General features: G+C 30.3%; 19 protein-coding genes and 3 tRNA genes. 11 read left to right on the top strand and 11 right to left on the bottom strand.

The features are described from left to right. Positions 1-287 precede the first annotated feature (287 nt). Positions 288-683, top strand: a complete 396-nt coding sequence (locus Gromo_RS01550; RefSeq protein WP_231158715.1) for an ApaG domain-containing protein — start codon at positions 288-290, stop codon at positions 681-683. Positions 684-788: 105 nt separating this feature from the next. Here the strand turns inward: Gromo_RS01550 and infA are convergent, their stop codons facing one another. The 7 genes from infA to rplI all read right to left on the bottom strand — a co-directional run bounded on the left by infA (position 789) and on the right by rplI (position 4,455). Further along, positions 789-1,022, bottom strand: coding sequence for a translation initiation factor IF-1 (gene infA / locus Gromo_RS01555; protein WP_231158716.1), 234 nt, complete (start codon positions 1,020-1,022; stop codon positions 789-791). Between the two features lies 1 nt (position 1,023). Then, on the bottom strand, positions 1,024-1,338 hold the full coding sequence (gene trxA / locus Gromo_RS01560) for a thioredoxin (protein ID WP_231158717.1): 315 nt from the start codon (positions 1,336-1,338) through the stop codon (positions 1,024-1,026). 30 nt (positions 1,339-1,368) lie between these two features. Then, the gene (locus Gromo_RS01565) at positions 1,369-1,812 is read right to left on the bottom strand and encodes a hypothetical protein (protein ID WP_231158718.1); all 444 of its coding nucleotides are present in this window, start codon (positions 1,810-1,812) and stop codon (positions 1,369-1,371) included. Then, positions 1,809-2,225 carry an ATP synthase subunit B family protein gene (locus Gromo_RS01570; RefSeq protein ID WP_231158719.1) on the bottom strand — a complete coding sequence of 139 codons (417 nt, stop codon included), beginning with the start codon at positions 2,223-2,225 and terminating at the stop codon, positions 1,809-1,811. Before Gromo_RS01570 ends, Gromo_RS01565 begins: the two co-directional genes overlap by 4 nt. A 15-nt stretch (positions 2,226-2,240) precedes the next feature. After that, positions 2,241-2,465, bottom strand: a complete 225-nt coding sequence (locus tag Gromo_RS01575) for an ATP synthase subunit C family protein (RefSeq protein ID WP_231158720.1) — start codon at positions 2,463-2,465, stop codon at positions 2,241-2,243. Positions 2,466-2,551: 86 nt separating this feature from the next. After that, positions 2,552-3,739: a Bcr/CflA family efflux MFS transporter gene (locus tag Gromo_RS01580; RefSeq protein WP_231158721.1), complete on the bottom strand. Its 1,188-nt coding sequence runs from the start codon at positions 3,737-3,739 to the stop codon at positions 2,552-2,554. Between the two features lie 257 nt (positions 3,740-3,996). After that, positions 3,997-4,455 (bottom strand): 50S ribosomal protein L9, encoded by a 459-nt coding sequence (rplI, locus tag Gromo_RS01585; RefSeq protein WP_231158722.1) that lies wholly within the window; start codon positions 4,453-4,455, stop codon positions 3,997-3,999. A gap of 73 nt (positions 4,456-4,528) precedes the next feature. Between rplI and Gromo_RS01590 the strand changes: the two genes are divergently transcribed. The 3 genes from Gromo_RS01590 to Gromo_RS01600 all read left to right on the top strand — a co-directional run bounded on the left by Gromo_RS01590 (position 4,529) and on the right by Gromo_RS01600 (position 7,127). Continuing rightward, positions 4,529-5,176, top strand: coding sequence for a guanylate kinase (locus Gromo_RS01590; protein WP_231158723.1), 648 nt, complete (start codon positions 4,529-4,531; stop codon positions 5,174-5,176). Positions 5,177-5,271: 95 nt separating this feature from the next. Continuing rightward, positions 5,272-6,204 (top strand): thioredoxin-disulfide reductase, encoded by a 933-nt coding sequence (gene trxB, locus Gromo_RS01595; RefSeq protein WP_231158724.1) that lies wholly within the window; start codon positions 5,272-5,274, stop codon positions 6,202-6,204. A 149-nt stretch (positions 6,205-6,353) separates the two neighbouring features. Beyond that, positions 6,354-7,127, top strand: coding sequence for a class I SAM-dependent methyltransferase (locus Gromo_RS01600; RefSeq protein WP_231158725.1), 774 nt, complete (start codon positions 6,354-6,356; stop codon positions 7,125-7,127). Between the two features lie 170 nt (positions 7,128-7,297). Here Gromo_RS01600 and Gromo_RS01605 read toward each other — a convergent pair whose 3' ends face one another. Further along, positions 7,298-9,052, bottom strand: a complete 1,755-nt coding sequence (locus Gromo_RS01605; protein WP_231158726.1) for an ABC transporter ATP-binding protein — start codon at positions 9,050-9,052, stop codon at positions 7,298-7,300. A gap of 195 nt (positions 9,053-9,247) precedes the next feature. On the opposite strand from Gromo_RS01605, the gene Gromo_RS01610 reads away from it, so the two are divergent. After that, a tRNA-Ser gene (locus tag Gromo_RS01610) sits at positions 9,248-9,334 on the top strand. A 322-nt stretch (positions 9,335-9,656) separates the two neighbouring features. Here Gromo_RS01610 and Gromo_RS01615 read toward each other — a convergent pair. Beyond that, positions 9,657-10,265 carry a superoxide dismutase gene (locus Gromo_RS01615; protein WP_231158727.1) on the bottom strand — a complete coding sequence of 203 codons (609 nt, stop codon included), beginning with the start codon at positions 10,263-10,265 and terminating at the stop codon, positions 9,657-9,659. 195 nt (positions 10,266-10,460) lie between these two features. Between Gromo_RS01615 and Gromo_RS01620 the strand changes: the two genes are divergently transcribed. From Gromo_RS01620 to Gromo_RS01630, 3 genes are all read left to right on the top strand, one after another. After that, positions 10,461-10,536: transfer RNA gene (locus Gromo_RS01620), tRNA-Asn, on the top strand. A gap of 177 nt (positions 10,537-10,713) precedes the next feature. After that, positions 10,714-11,556, top strand: a complete 843-nt coding sequence (locus Gromo_RS01625) for a DMT family transporter (protein WP_231158728.1) — start codon at positions 10,714-10,716, stop codon at positions 11,554-11,556. Positions 11,557-12,043: 487 nt separating this feature from the next. Then, positions 12,044-12,703: a DMT family transporter gene (locus Gromo_RS01630; protein WP_231158729.1), complete on the top strand. Its 660-nt coding sequence runs from the start codon at positions 12,044-12,046 to the stop codon at positions 12,701-12,703. 121 nt (positions 12,704-12,824) lie between these two features. Here Gromo_RS01630 and Gromo_RS01635 read toward each other — a convergent pair whose 3' ends face one another. Beyond that, positions 12,825-13,073: a hypothetical protein gene (locus tag Gromo_RS01635; protein WP_231158730.1), complete on the bottom strand. Its 249-nt coding sequence runs from the start codon at positions 13,071-13,073 to the stop codon at positions 12,825-12,827. A gap of 4 nt (positions 13,074-13,077) precedes the next feature. Further along, positions 13,078-13,413 (bottom strand): Na+/H+ antiporter subunit E, encoded by a 336-nt coding sequence (locus Gromo_RS01640; RefSeq protein WP_231158731.1) that lies wholly within the window; start codon positions 13,411-13,413, stop codon positions 13,078-13,080. A 153-nt stretch (positions 13,414-13,566) separates the two neighbouring features. Between Gromo_RS01640 and Gromo_RS01645 the strand changes: the two genes are divergently transcribed. The 3 genes from Gromo_RS01645 to Gromo_RS01655 all read left to right on the top strand — a co-directional run bounded on the left by Gromo_RS01645 (position 13,567) and on the right by Gromo_RS01655 (position 14,649). After that, complete coding sequence (locus tag Gromo_RS01645; RefSeq protein ID WP_231158732.1) at positions 13,567-13,848, top strand: hypothetical protein; 282 nt, start codon at positions 13,567-13,569, stop codon at positions 13,846-13,848. A 96-nt stretch (positions 13,849-13,944) separates the two neighbouring features. Then, a tRNA-Ser gene (locus Gromo_RS01650) sits at positions 13,945-14,037 on the top strand. 330 nt (positions 14,038-14,367) lie between these two features. Next, a complete protein-coding gene (locus Gromo_RS01655) occupies positions 14,368-14,649 on the top strand; it encodes a MazG nucleotide pyrophosphohydrolase domain-containing protein (protein WP_274381159.1) in 282 nt (93 codons plus the stop codon). The last annotated feature ends 71 nt before the right edge of the window (positions 14,650-14,720 follow it).

Consider the following 14,720-nt stretch of genomic DNA (forward strand, 5'->3'; position numbering starts at 1 on the left):
GAATCATCACACAAAATAAGCTTGATAAGGACTTACACATTCGTAAACTAACCTTATATGAATGTTATGATGACAGAAAAAACAACTACAATGAGACAATTACCAATGCAAAAGTTCACATGAATTTAATCACTCTGAATCTTTATCTAGTAAATTTATCATAACAAATCTAACTAACAAAATATAATCATCAACTCAATATAAATTGATAATAAAAAAATCAATAAATTTACTTCAAAAAAACATACACTCCTTTACAATACTAATGATATTTTTATTATCCAACTGTGAAGCCATATATCAAAACAACATCAGAAATAACTATCTCCATCGAGGTATTTTTCCTATCTAAGCAAAAATCCGAGCACGAACAGTACCTTTGGACATACAGAGTAAATATTCTCAATAACAGTGGGTCAACTATAATGCTAAGATCAAGACACATGCACGCTGTCGATATACAAAATGAAATAACAGAAATAAAAGGCATAGGAGTAATGGGAGAATGCCCATCAATTCAAAATTGCGAATCATACGAATACATGAGCGGAATTCCACTACTAAATGCAGCAGGTATAATGTTTGGCCATTACATATTTAGCTCAATAAATCACGGTGAGCTCATAGTAGATATTCCTACACTCCCTCTTATAAGTCCATTTATGAATGGGAACAAATTATAAGCATTGAATGATCCTATGCCAATAGGAATCAACTGTCAGAACAATCAAACTGCATCAAATATCAGGAATTTTCAAAAAAAACACATCAATTAATTACAATACGATTCAATGTAATGGGAATTTTTTCTCTCTGAAAACAATTCTTCCACGAGTAGTATCGTAAAGGCTAACCTCGACCTTCACCACATCCCCTTCTTGAACTCTTATATGATTCTGCCGAATCTTTCCAGACAAATATGCATTAATAATTCTATTTTCATCCGTCAGCATTACTCGAAATTCAGCATTTGGCAAAATATCTTTCACAATTCCCATTTTCTCTACTATATCTTTTGACATATTACCCCTTAAATGACTCTATCCACTTGCTAAAAACATCAAAAGAATGCACACCAACCTTTCGGTCAACTTCCTTTCCGGCATTAAATAAAATCACTGTTGGAATACTCATGACTCCGAAATCAGTTGCAACTTCAGGCATGGAATCTATATTGACTTTATAAACTTTTATTGCATCAATTTCAGACAACTTATCTATAATCGGAGCTAAAGTCCTACAAGGTCCACACCAATCAGCAAAAAAATCTACAACAACAACATTGGTAGAATTAAGTACCAAAGCACTAAAATCATCTCTATTCCCTATAGTTACCATAATAATCAAACTAGCAGATAGATGATTATCCTATTTTTTCAACGACTTAGCAAACTTAAATACAACATCATCAATCGAAAATTCACGATTCAATAAATTCTCATAAACTGAGTCCAGTAAACGTTTCTTCATCAACTGCTCTTCAAGCGAGTCAAAATACCTACCAAGAGCGAAAATTCTGTACTTATGATCATTTCTCCAAGAATTCAAAATATCCTCATAAGATCGAGAAATAAACTCAATTTCCTTAGACAAGATGTCATCACTTTTTTTCGTATATTCTTTCATTTGCTTAAAAACATCAGAAATCTCGTACTCTAACTGAGAAATTATAATCTCCTTGCCTTTTATACTGAGTTCTATATCATTTTCATACTCATTACAAGCTACTTTGAACTTAGTGAGGACAGACTTAAAAATAATAGCAATGAAAACAGAAAAAGCTAAAGCACAGACTAAATCGACGACAATCATTTCACATCTCCTTTACAAGACAAAACAATTTTTTCAGAAAACTCCTCTACAATAAGCTCATGATCACATGAAACAGACTGAATCGAGCGAGAACATAAAAAATCTTTTAGCTCCTGATCCATTTTCAATTTTTCACTTCTCATAAAATGTTCCTTCTCACCACGAAGTTTTTGTACAACTTGATCAAGCTCTTTTTTCCTTAAACACATCAATTTCTCATTTTCTTGATAAACCATTTGCAGCTTCATCTTTAAATCAGATATTTTTGCATCCATAGCTTCAACTTTTTTATCTCTAAACATAAATATCGAATCCATTCTGTGTAACAAAAAGGCTTTCACATACCAAAACATCACAGAGAATGTGACAATAATCCAAAATATCTGAGAAGATATATAATCGAAATATATCATACCACAACCAAAATTTTACTTAAATAGTATCAAAAACGCTATGAGCATTGCAAATAAAGCTACAGCTTCAGTCAGTGCAAATCCCATAAATCCAATAGGCATAACATTCTTTTTGACATCAGGATTTCTAGCAATTGCTTGAATAAGTGCTGAGAATATATTTCCTATGCCTATACCAACACCTAACAAACCAAAAACAGCTAAACCTGCACCAATCATACGAGCTGATTCAAGATCCATTTTAACCTCACATAATAACAATTCGTGCCGATTATATCAGAAAAAATTCATGCAAAAAACATTTATACAAATTTTATTGCAATATACTAGTCACAATTCTCCTTATGTATTAGCAATTCGTAAGAAACAATCATGCAGATAGCAATAAATACAAAGTACAACGGCATTATATATAATGATCCATTATGAATGAATCCCATACACAGAGTGAGAAAAGATATTATTATATAATAACAAAACCCAAATATACTAGAAGCAGTCCCCGTACACCATGTATAGTTTATAAGAGCTGAAGACAAAGAAGTATGAGATACCATTGAGTGACCAAAAGATAATACAGATTGAGAGATTATCAAACACATAGCCATAGCGTCATTAGGAATTTTATTAATAAACAAAGTCGAAGATAATGAGAACAAAGCACTAAAGAGAATCAAAATTAATCCAATCCATATTATGAATTTTCTCGATACTTTATCTGCAATTTGTTTTGTAAAAATTCCACCAAAGAACGATCCCAACACTATCAGTGTAAAAGTGCTATAGTAAAATCTCTCTTCAATTCTCAAAGTCTCTATCATACAAAATGGAGCTTCAGCTAAGTAACTGAATCTTATACCATTACAACCTGCAACTAACAGACAAAATCCAATTACTTTTTTGTCTACAATCATAATTTTAAACACACGCATTATCTTCACATGATTTCTATTATTATCAAGGTGAGTTTCAGGCATATTTTTACGTATAAAGATCTCCATTAACAATGCAACAAATGCAAGATAAGCAAATACTCCAACCAACTTAAAGTTATAGCCAAGCCACAAACCAAATATAGAAGCAATCATCACCAACAACCCAGTATAACTTCCATTCCAAGCATATACTTTAACTAATTCCTTGCCTGAAAACATATCTCGAATAATCACCTGTCCTAAAACACTACCTATACTCGCACCTACACCCTGAATTGCTCTACAGCACATAAATTGTGTGGCGTTTTGGGAAAAAACACATCCCAGACAGCCTAATATAAAACACAATAATCCCCATATGACACAAGCTTTTCTACCAAATGAATCTGACATCTTTCCCCATACCAATACACCGAACGAAAAAGCTAACAAATATATACTAATCGTGTATTCAGAATTTTCTTCAGAAATACCAAATTTCTTGCACAAAGCAGGCAGTATGGGAGTATAAACAGTCTCAGATATTTGTGGCAATGCAGATATAAATAGAACAGAGGCTCTAATAATAGCGCTACTCATAAAACTGTACCTCGTGGATTATTTTACACACAAATCATACTACCATACAAGAATATTATCAAAGATCCTATCTTACTTTGGGAAAAGTTTTTGATAACTAATTTAATAATGTTACAAAAACAAATTTAATCATGTGTAAGAATTTCATTAACGAATCTACCCAAACAACAAAAAACATCACTGACTAAAATTGCAAACAAAAAACAAAGATTTCTCAAATAAGCTCATCTTTATAATCAGTACTGCTATTATCATATTTAAGATTCAGATCCATGATCATCTTCTAGTTTTTCTATCATCAACTTAAATGAAGCGTCTACAACAGGAAATTTTATATGAATAATATGCTCTCCAACTTTGTTTATTGTCGTACGACGTACATAATTTGATTCAACAAAAATCTTATTTTCTTCTAGCAAATCCACAATATCTTTAGGAGATACCGCTCCATACAAGCTTCCCATATGATTCGCACTTCTAACAATAGTCAAAGTACCAAGTTCATTAATTCGCTGAGCTAGCTGAATATATCTCTGATTTCTCTCAAAATCTTTCTCTTTTATTTTCTCTAAATCCATCGATATTTTCTTTTTATTGCCTTCTGTTGGATAAACAGCAACTCCAGAGTTGATAAGATACTTTGCATAACCATTCTTCACAAAAATAACATCTCCAGGATTTGCATTTCTCAATCTACGCAGTAATAACACATTCATTTGTCATAATCTCATAAAATCATGTAAGATATTAAAACTTATTCTCAAATACGTCAAATAATTAGCATTGATTGTGGTAAAAAAATATATACACTTAAGTGTAATATGCCTTATATTTTCTTCATTGAAGTTGAATTCATCAAAAATTGTTGTAATATCCGGTGCATCAGGCTGTGGAAAATCCTCAATCATAAAGCATTTGTTGAAGAGAAATGAGAATACTTGCTTCTCTGTATCTTATACAACCAGATCCTCTCGAGCAAATGAAGTAGATGGGATTGATTACTTTTTTGTCTCTGATGAAACAATGACATCTATGATAAAAAACAATCAAATTGTTGAGTACACAAAAAATTTTGGCAATACATACGGAACATCTGCAATCAATATTCATCAAGCAATTTCAAAAGGCATGAACATAATATGCGATGTAGATGAAAGCGGAGCAAAAAAAATCAGTGAATTTGCTCACATGCAAAATATTGAGTGCATAACAATCTGGATTGATGTGAATAAAGATGAAATTATAGATCGTATAAAAAAAAGAGGATATGATGTCGAGAGAAGATCTTCTTCAATTTTAGATGATTACTCTTCAGTAAATGAAAAATATGATTTTTTAGTGAAAAACGAGAATGTACTAGAAGCTGTAATGATAATCGAAAAAATAATTAATCAAAATTTGCACGAATCAAAATCCATCACTAAAAGCCAAACATAAACCTTTCTCACTGATACAATTTCAAAAAATAATTAATGAGTTGACAAAAATGCAAAAATTGATGTACTGAATTATAAAGACATATAAAGTAAAAAATGAATAAGATATTGGTAATTGGATCAGGTCCAGCCGGATGCACAGCTGCAATATATTGCTCTAGAGCACTCTTAGATACATACATGCTTATCGGTGATCAACCTGGAGGTCAATTGACAATCACATCTGAAGTTGAAAATTATCCTGGATTTATCGACTCAATACATGGACCAATTTTGATGCAAAATATGATCGAACAATCAAAAAAAGTTGGTACTAAGATAATCGAAGGAAACGCAACATCAATAGAAAAAGTAGGACTCAAATTCCAAGTACATTATGAGTACGCTGGCGAAAAAAATTTAAATACATTTGATGCAATCATTATATGCACCGGAGCACAAGCAAAACATCTAGGAATCGAGAGTGAAAAGGATTACTGGGGCTATGGATTATCAATGTGCGCAACATGTGATGGACCTTTTTTTAGAAACAAAGAAATACTCGTTGTCGGAGGAGGAAATACTGCAATGGAAGAAGCTCTGTTTTTATCAAATATATGCAAATCGATCACAATTTTACATAGAAGAGACTCATTTCGCGCAGAAAAAATAATGATTAATCGCGTAATGGAAAAGCAAAATATAAACATCATGTGGAATACAGAGCTAAAAACCATACATGGCGACAAAAAAGTCACATCTGCAACAGTGTTTAATAACAAAACAAACATTGAAAGTAAAATCCAATGCGATGGAATATTTGTAGCAATCGGACATAAACCGAACACAGAAATCGTAAAAAATCTTCTGGAACTAGATTCCGATGGGTACATTATAACAAACAAAAGCGACTTGTATAAGACAATGACTAGTATGCCAGGTATATTTGCCGCAGGAGATGTATGCGATAAAACGTATAGACAAGCAGTAACAGCAGCTGGAATGGGATGCATGGCAGCTCTCAACGTGCAGAAATATTTGGATACATAATTATTTGATTCATCTCTTGCTTCAAGAAATGGTAAATTTACAACTTTATCAATGAAATTACTCACTACAAAAATTAAAGAGCTAAAATTTATATTGCAATTTTAAGATACATGTATACATTATAATTCACGCTTAATCATAGAAAATTTATGAACAGTAATGAATTAGGCTTACCCATATTTTATCAAAAATTTCCACAGTACTTTGATAGATTGAATAATCACTATACGGACCTCAAAAACGAAGTTGTAGAAAAAATTTTGCAAAAATATGAAGTAAAAACTGTTTTAGACATGACTTGCGGAACAGGAGCACAAGTTTTATATCTATCTAAATTAGGATATCAAATAGTTGGGTCAGATTTCAGTCCAGATTTGACAAAAATAGCTAAGGAAAAAGCGGCAAAAATTTCTGCAAATTGTGATTTTTTGAATGGAGATGTTCGCACTATAAAAGTTGGTAATTTTGATGCTGTCATTACTATAGATAATGCAATAGGTCATCTTACTCAGAGCGATTTCGAAATTGCTATAAGAAATATTCATCAAAATCTCAGTAATAACGGCATTTACGTATTTGATATTTTGAATCTAGATTCAATGACCGATGATATAATTCAAGCAGATAATAACCGTATGAGTACAACAAGCTTTGCAATTGATGGCACAGAAATTCACCAATCTAGATACGCATATATTGATAGAAAAAACGGTTACTTCACATCAGAAGATGATTTTATAATTAATGATGAGAATATAAAGAACAAGTGTACGCTGAAAATTTACACTATGAATGATCTACAATCTATTTTGAATAAAAATGGGTTTCAAGTAATTGAGCAACATAAAGTTGATGCTTACACATTTGAAGAAAGCGAGAATGGTTATAGTATAATCACAATTGCAAGAAAAACGATTTTTTAAATTCTTAATAAAGATTTCAATAAAGAATATGATTTTTGACTTTCATTAATTAATCACTCGTCACAGCGCATTGTGTACTCTGTTGGATTTAAACAAACTCAAATGAGATGCAATGATTTCAAAACAACTCAGAAATACAATAATTTTTCAAAAAAACCAACCTCATAAGGTTATATTCTGACTCCATTATGTGCCTGAATGTTCCACAATTCTTTATAAAGAATGCAATTATCTATCAGATAATCATGAGTACCACTTGCAATTATTCTTCCTTTATCAAAAACTAGAATTCTATCCATTTTGACAATATTGCACAATCTGTGAGCTATAGTAATCACTGTTTTATTCTTAACTATAGATACCATCGATTCATTTACCTGCTTTTCTGTTATCAAATCAAGCTGAGATGTAGATTCATCTAAAACGATGATCTTAAAATTGCCTAAGATAGCTCTCGCTATACATATTCTTTGCTTCTCTCCACCAGATAGTCTAGCACCATCATCTCCAATAACAGTATCATACCCGTTAGGCAATTTCATTATAAAATCGTGAGCAATCGCTTTTTTCGCAGCATCAACCAAATCTTCATGACTAGATCTTGGATTTGCATACATTATATTTTCTCTAATGGATCTTTGAAATAACATAGGTTCTTGAGGAACATATCCTATAAATGAGTTTATTCCGTCTCCAGGAATAGAAGATATATCTTGATCATCAATAAGAATTTTACCTTTTGTTGGATGGTATATTCCAAGAAGCAAGTTAACGAAAGTTGATTTGCCAGCACCAGAGTAACCAACAATTCCGATTTTCTCTCCAGCTTCTATCAACAGAGATTTTGTTTCAAAAGCAGAAATACTATCATTATACTTAAATGACACATTAGAAAATTCAATTTTTCCTTCAGAAATTAATACATTTGATTTTATAGTATTTGATTCTGATCTCAGACAAATATCAGGATGTTGAATGGACAGAAGTGCTTGATTCATTTTTCCAACTTCATGAAACAATTTCGACAAATCTATCGCAACTTCCCAAAATCTTGATGCAACAATCGTGTTAACTGGTATTACATTCACAAAATCAGTGATAGTACAAACTCCAGACTTATAACCATCTACCAAAATATATATCGAATAGAATTGAATTAACAAATATGATATACCATAGTATGTAAAAACAATAAAATAAAAGTACCGAAGCTGAAAATCAGCTTGGCGAATTTTTTCCAATTCCTTTTCCATTAATCTCTTTTCATGATTCTCATTCTTGAATATCTTCACACTCAAAATATTGCCAAAGATATCTACGACCTTACCAATCATCATAGATATCTTACTGTAAATATCAGATGCCATAAAATTTATTTTCTTTGAAATCAATAAGCTAAAAGTTAGAAAGGAAATAACCCAGAGTAACATTATAATTCCCAATTTAGTGGATGATTGAGAAACTACGTATACACTCACCAATAAAAACATGAATTTCGGCAGCAGTTCTTCAAATATTATTTCCATAATTTTTCCTATTGTACTTGCAAAATTCTCTACTTTATTTGATAAATTTCCGATCATATGCTCTGTAAAGAACTTATAACTTTTATCGATTAAATTATCGATCGCATACTGAGAGGCAGATTTTCTTATATTAGAATCAAATTTTGCTGTAATGAAGTATCCATCTAATCTATATTGCACAAATAACATCACCTCAAATATTATCAAGCACAATATCGGCCAAGAAGATAAAGTGATTGCATTACCTGCAGCTGCGTAGTCCACTAATGACTTCATAAGGTATATTATAACAGGCTCAGATGCTACAGAAGTTGCTGTAAAAATCATCAGCAAGACGTACCACTTATGCTTAAGTATCGTATTGATTATGTATGGTATCACTCCAGGCTTATTAGCCATACCCTTTCTATTTTTATGAATATGGCTCAGATTGTATATGATTTTTATACCTCAGTAAAGGATGCATTTTCTTCTTTGATTTACTTATATCTCTTGGTCAATAGATAACTGATCAATAAATCATATGAAACAATTTCAAAATCTGCTAACAATTTATAGTTTTTATTTTAATTTCATGTTACAATCTCAATTCGTGGAGAGGTGCCAGAGCGGTTGAATGGGGCGGTCTCGAAAACCGTTGTACTTATATAAGTATCGAGGGTTCGAATCCCTCCCTCTCTTTAGATTTTTTATGTATTATGAACTTTGTTAGCAATTTTTTCTATAAAAGTTTATATGTTATTTGCACTATCTATTTTCGAAAGAATTTTTTTCATCAATACACAAGCATTTTATTACATCTCTTGTTATTTGTTTTCACTTCTATAGGAAATTAACCAAAAATTCTTTATAAAAACACGAATGGTATTTTTAACACAAAGAGAGTAAGTTGATACAAAAAAACATTCAACAAAACTTATTCATGAGCTTCTTAAAAGATTGAATATCAAAAAGACAGATTGAAATTAATTTTTCACTAACGATATACAGTACAAAAGTTGAATTAGGCAATTAAATTTTCATTAACAAAGTTCCAGTTCACAAAATCCCACATGCTATCAAGATATACTCCTCTATTATTTCTATAATCTATGTAATACGAATGTTCCCACAAATCACATACAAATAGAGGACGTAATTGTCTGAATAATGGAATATCAGCATTTTGAGTGCAAGTTATTTCCAATTCAGCTTTTTGATCTACAACCAACCAACACCATCCGCTTCCAAAGTGAGAAATTGCTGCTTTTTTGAATTCATTTTTAAAATTATCGATAGACTCATACTTTTCGCAAATTTTTTCCTTCAAAGTCATAGGAATTTCTATTTTTTCTCTCGATAGTCCAAACCAATAAAAATTATGATTCCATGCTTGAGCAGCATTATTAAAAATCGACATCATGTTTGGTAAATCAATTGATGCACGAGCCTGTAATATCACTTTCATCAATCCATCATTATCATTTATAGATTCATCGATTCGAGATACAGAAAGCATTGCATTCAAGTTATTTATATATCCTAAATGATGCTTTCCATAATGGTAATCTATAGTTTCTTTTGACAAAAATGGCTCAAGCGAATCAAAAGGCAATTTGATTAAAGAAAACATAATCTAGGACAAAACATATTTGCTATTATGTCGTAATTTTAATACGATTTCAATTTTTTTATTCTTATATTCATATGTTATCAACAGAATAATTGACTCAGATTCAAGCAATATTATAATTAACAACATATTGTTAGTAAAAAATTTTAAAAAGCTATTTCAAATTCTCAAAAATTTTGTTAGATTTATTTGAGTTCCTCGGTAGCTCAGCAGGCAGAGCAAGTGACTGTTAATCACTGGGTCGTAGGTTCGAATCCTGCCCGGGGAGCCATTTTTTGTTTTAACTAGTTTTACGTGTTTTTGCAAAGTTATCTTTTGAATTAATATTCTTTAGTCAGATTTGTAAAAAAATCATTAACATCAACTAAATTCAAGTTTTTTTTCAAAATATACATTCAAATAGATCTACGAAATATGTATCATGATTCATTACTCTCATTGATTGTCGATGAATAAAGTTGCATTAGTATCAAAAATTCTATCTAGCACAATATACGCAATAAACAACGCATTTACTAAATTCATATCCACAAATGGAGTCAATAACTTGGTATTTATAGATACTCTTTTATGCACAATCACAACGATAATAACAATAAAAATCAAGAAATTATCTTTCAAAACTAATTTTTTCAAATATCATTTTTTGCGCGGAATAGTATATGCTTTTGCGACTATGATGTGGTTTTCTTCTTTGAAAAACTTACCTATAGGAGTTGTTACTACAATCGGGGCTAGCAGCCCTATTTGGACTATTTTGGGGAGTATAATATTCCTGAATGAAAAGTTCACTAAAATAAAATTTTTAGCAGTAATTTTGGGAATTGTTGGATCTATCATCATGATTTATGAAAAGATGGCATTTTCTATATCAATCGATATTTACCTCTTCATGCCAATACTTGCCAACATAGCATACGCAGCTTGTAATATCTTAGCAAGAAAAGTTAAGACAGAAGACGAATACATAACTACATTTTATCAATTATTTTTCGCTTTACCAATAATTGCCATATTTTTTGGAGTAAATTTATCAGTATTATGTGAATTTAACTGCATTGCCTTGGCTATATTGTGTCAATCTATTATGAGAACAATCTCATATATTCTATCTACAAGAGCAATAAAATATGCAGAAGTCATATCTCTTATTCCAATTGGAATGATCAGACCCTTCATAGGTTATATAATTGGAATATCTTTATTTCATGAAGCAATCAGCATGAATCAAGTTATTGGAACGATTACAATATTAATGTCTGTTCTGATTGGAGCAAAAATAAAAGAATAGTTTTCATCTAATCATGAATAATATTTCAAGTCTGTTTTTCATCAAAATTTGATTAATGCAAGATGATTTTATATGAAAGATTTTTTCATTTATTGCATTGAGTTATTTTTTAATCCCAATATTCTAGTCGCATTTGAAATGCATTGTTAGCGATAGATAATATATTTACTGCACGATCTTGATTTGGACTTTAAATTTTTCATTTATTTGACTATTTCTTAAACGATTACTTAATTATCAAACTAATATTTACATAAATTAATCCTATATGCAATAATCATGCCGAAAGGTTAAAAAAACTGATCTGAACAGAATTGCCATTATATCCAAAATTGTTGCAAGCAGTATATACGCTCTTAGCAACATTTTAGTAAAATTGATATTTACTTCTGGCATTGATAATTCTTTGTTTTTAAGCAACACACTATCCGTAATCATTTCTTTTGTGATTGTAAGGATACGCTCAGTATCTCTAAAAAGCCCTTATATGGTAATACACTTCACTCGTGCAATTGCCTATGCTTTCGGCTCAGTAATGTGGTTTATATCTATTACAAAATTACCTTTGAGTGTGGTTATGACAATTGGATCAACTAGTACAATATGGAATATACTGGCAAGTATGTTGTTTTTAAACGAGAAATTCACATTACCAAAATTCACTGCAGTATCAATTGGAATATTTGGTTCTATAATGATGATCTTTCATAAGATGAGTTTTTGTATCACTATTAATTTTTATCTGTTCAGTCCTATTCTGGCAAATATTTGCTATGCTATGTGTAATGTTTTAGCAAAAAAAATGAAGAATGAGAATGAAAATATCATGACTTTTTACATGTTATTATTTTCTTTACCAATAATAGGAATATTCATAGGATATGATTGCTCAAAAATTTTCCACATCAATCTTATTTCACTTTTGATACTCTTTCAGGCAATTTTGAGTGTAACTTCTTATTACTTTACTAATAAAGCAGTAAAATTTGCAGGCTTAATATATCTAGTGCCATTTGGCTTAGTAAGACCATTAATCGGATACGTAGTAGGAGTAATATTTTTTAAAGAGAATATCAATATTGTACAAATACTAGGAAGTATTTTAATTTTTTCTTCTTGTTTAATTGCCGCAAAATCAACTGAATGATTTTTTACTTCAACTGTATCAGACAAAACTTCATATATAAAGGATAAATTAGCTATAGCATAATCTTAAACATGTTACAAATGAGTTTTTTTAATAAAGTCTTTTCATATAATTTGCAAAATTACTTTTTTCTCGTATTACTAACTAAAATATAAGTTGTCAAAAACGAAATAACTAACAAAATCAGAGACACCATAATGTACAATTCATTTTCAAAAATACATTCAATGATAACAATAATAGAAACAATGAGCACAGACACGTAATCCAACAATATTATTTTGTGCAATACATTTGTCGCTTTATTTAAGCTAGATATATTTATCAAAATCGCAGCGCATAAAATTACACAAGAAATCCACAATAACATATTTTCACCATAATTTAGATATACAATTTTCTAAACCATTTCTGATGCTTAAAATAACAGCTTCTTCATCAGAATTATCTAATGCATGAATAGTTATGTTTTTGCCATCAGAGGAAACTGATATCGTGCCTGGAGTCATAGTAATCACATGGAGCAATATAGATATTTTATATTTACTCTGCAAATTCGTCTTAAACGTAATATACCCACTTGAAAACTTTGATTTTGTGCTAATCGTCATTTGAAGCACTTGAATGCTAGAAATAAATATCTCATAAATCAATTGCAGAGCAAAAATCATCCAAAAATAAGGAATTTTTACCACACGAGTTAGTTCCATATATTATCGCAAATAAACATTTTTAATTATACAGTTTTTTAAAACTCCAAACCAATATTTCTCTGATGATTGATTAATTTTTCAATTCCTATCTATCAAAAAACTCTACTAACTGATAGAGTAGCATTAAGGAAATTTTTGATATTAAACAGGATGTGGGAATTTTTACTTCATATTCTCATTTTTTTCGGATCAATTTTAATGTTAATGTCTTCTATATCAGCAGCTAAGAATATTCATAGTTCTGATCTTAATATTTTTCTACATATATTTGGACAAGGTACTTCTTTTGGAATGATGATAATCCTTATCGCAAGTGTATTTTTCAATAAAATGTTCATGGTGATTTTAGCCATTGCATTGATTATTTTACCGATTTCATCTTCATATATAGCAAAAATTTTGCAGAACAAGCATAAGTTCAATAAATTTTAGATGATTTTAGATTCTTAATACCATTTAACCCATCATTTGAATTTATAGTAAAAATCCTGTACATAATTCAAAGCATCGTATATGATTTCGTCGTGTGGAGAGATGGCCGAGTGGTTGAAGGCAACGGTTTGCTAAACCGTCATACGTTTTTTTAGCGTATCGAGGGTTCGAATCCCTCTTTCTCCGCCAAAGTAAGATACTGATGGTAATGTGAATTGACTTCACAATCAAATATGTTTTGAGTTTAGTTTTGATATACTCATTATGTTAACAATTTTGTTGGTTTAATATATAAAAAATGCAATTTTTTTGTCAAAAGATGATCCATTAAATAAATTATTCTAGGCGCATAAGAGATATTAATTCTTTTTATGATTTATGATATCGTTTCGTTTTAAGTTTCCTCTTGGAAAATGAAAATTCTTCGCTTTGCGGTTGAAAGCTAGTTCGAGATAAAATTCGATCAATTATGCAAAAATCTGGAGATAATCCATCATATAAATCAATGAATAGATATGAATTTTTAACAGAACTCAAAAAAAATTAGTTGAAGAATCTCAAGAGGTTTGTACAGCACATGATATAGATGATTTACGTGAAGAGCTAGCTGATCTTTTGCAAGTAATCACTACTATATGCAATTTTCATGAGTGGACTCTTCAAGAAATCATTGAAATTATGGAAAAAAAAGCTCAAACTAATAGAAAATTTGATGACAAAATATACATAGATTATGTTGAAGTTAATGACGATAACTTAAATATCGACTATTACAGAGGAAAATTTCGCGAAATTGAGTAGTTTTTAGTTAAGCGATAAATATCATATAAAATTTATATCTAAAATTATTTTGTACAAAAAAAACTTTTGTA

Source organism: Candidatus Gromoviella agglomerans (assembly GCF_021065005.1).
GTDB lineage: Bacteria > Pseudomonadota > Alphaproteobacteria > CAJXXZ01.

Bases quoted from the DNA above. Each gene is read 5' to 3' on its own strand.
- Gromo_RS01565 (WP_231158718.1), bottom strand. From the start codon at position 1,812: ATGATTGTCGTCGATTTAGTCTGTGCTTTAGCTTTTTCTGTTTTCATT.
- rplI (WP_231158722.1), bottom strand. From the start codon at position 4,455: ATGAATGTGTTATTACTGCGTAGATTGAGAAATGCAAATCCTGGAGAT.
- Gromo_RS01645 (WP_231158732.1), top strand. From the start codon at position 13,567: ATGTGGGAATTTTTACTTCATATTCTCATTTTTTTCGGATCAATTTTA.
- Gromo_RS01605 (WP_231158726.1), bottom strand. From the start codon at position 9,052: ATGGCTAATAAGCCTGGAGTGATACCATACATAATCAATACGATACTT.
- Gromo_RS01625 (WP_231158728.1), top strand. From the start codon at position 10,714: ATGAATAAAGTTGCATTAGTATCAAAAATTCTATCTAGCACAATATAC.
- Gromo_RS01570 (WP_231158719.1), bottom strand. From the start codon at position 2,225: ATGATATATTTCGATTATATATCTTCTCAGATATTTTGGATTATTGTC.
- Gromo_RS01575 (WP_231158720.1), bottom strand. From the start codon at position 2,465: ATGGATCTTGAATCAGCTCGTATGATTGGTGCAGGTTTAGCTGTTTTT.
- Gromo_RS01635 (WP_231158730.1), bottom strand. From the start codon at position 13,073: ATGTTATTGTGGATTTCTTGTGTAATTTTATGCGCTGCGATTTTGATA.
- Gromo_RS01580 (WP_231158721.1), bottom strand. From the start codon at position 3,739: ATGAGTAGCGCTATTATTAGAGCCTCTGTTCTATTTATATCTGCATTG.
- trxB (WP_231158724.1), top strand. From the start codon at position 5,272: ATGAATAAGATATTGGTAATTGGATCAGGTCCAGCCGGATGCACAGCT.
- Gromo_RS01615 (WP_231158727.1), bottom strand. From the start codon at position 10,265: ATGTTTTCTTTAATCAAATTGCCTTTTGATTCGCTTGAGCCATTTTTG.
- infA (WP_231158716.1), bottom strand. From the start codon at position 1,022: ATGTCAAAAGATATAGTAGAGAAAATGGGAATTGTGAAAGATATTTTG.
- Gromo_RS01600 (WP_231158725.1), top strand. From the start codon at position 6,354: ATGAACAGTAATGAATTAGGCTTACCCATATTTTATCAAAAATTTCCA.
- trxA (WP_231158717.1), bottom strand. From the start codon at position 1,338: ATGGTAACTATAGGGAATAGAGATGATTTTAGTGCTTTGGTACTTAAT.
- Gromo_RS01640 (WP_231158731.1), bottom strand. From the start codon at position 13,413: ATGGAACTAACTCGTGTGGTAAAAATTCCTTATTTTTGGATGATTTTT.
- Gromo_RS01630 (WP_231158729.1), top strand. From the start codon at position 12,044: ATGGTAATACACTTCACTCGTGCAATTGCCTATGCTTTCGGCTCAGTA.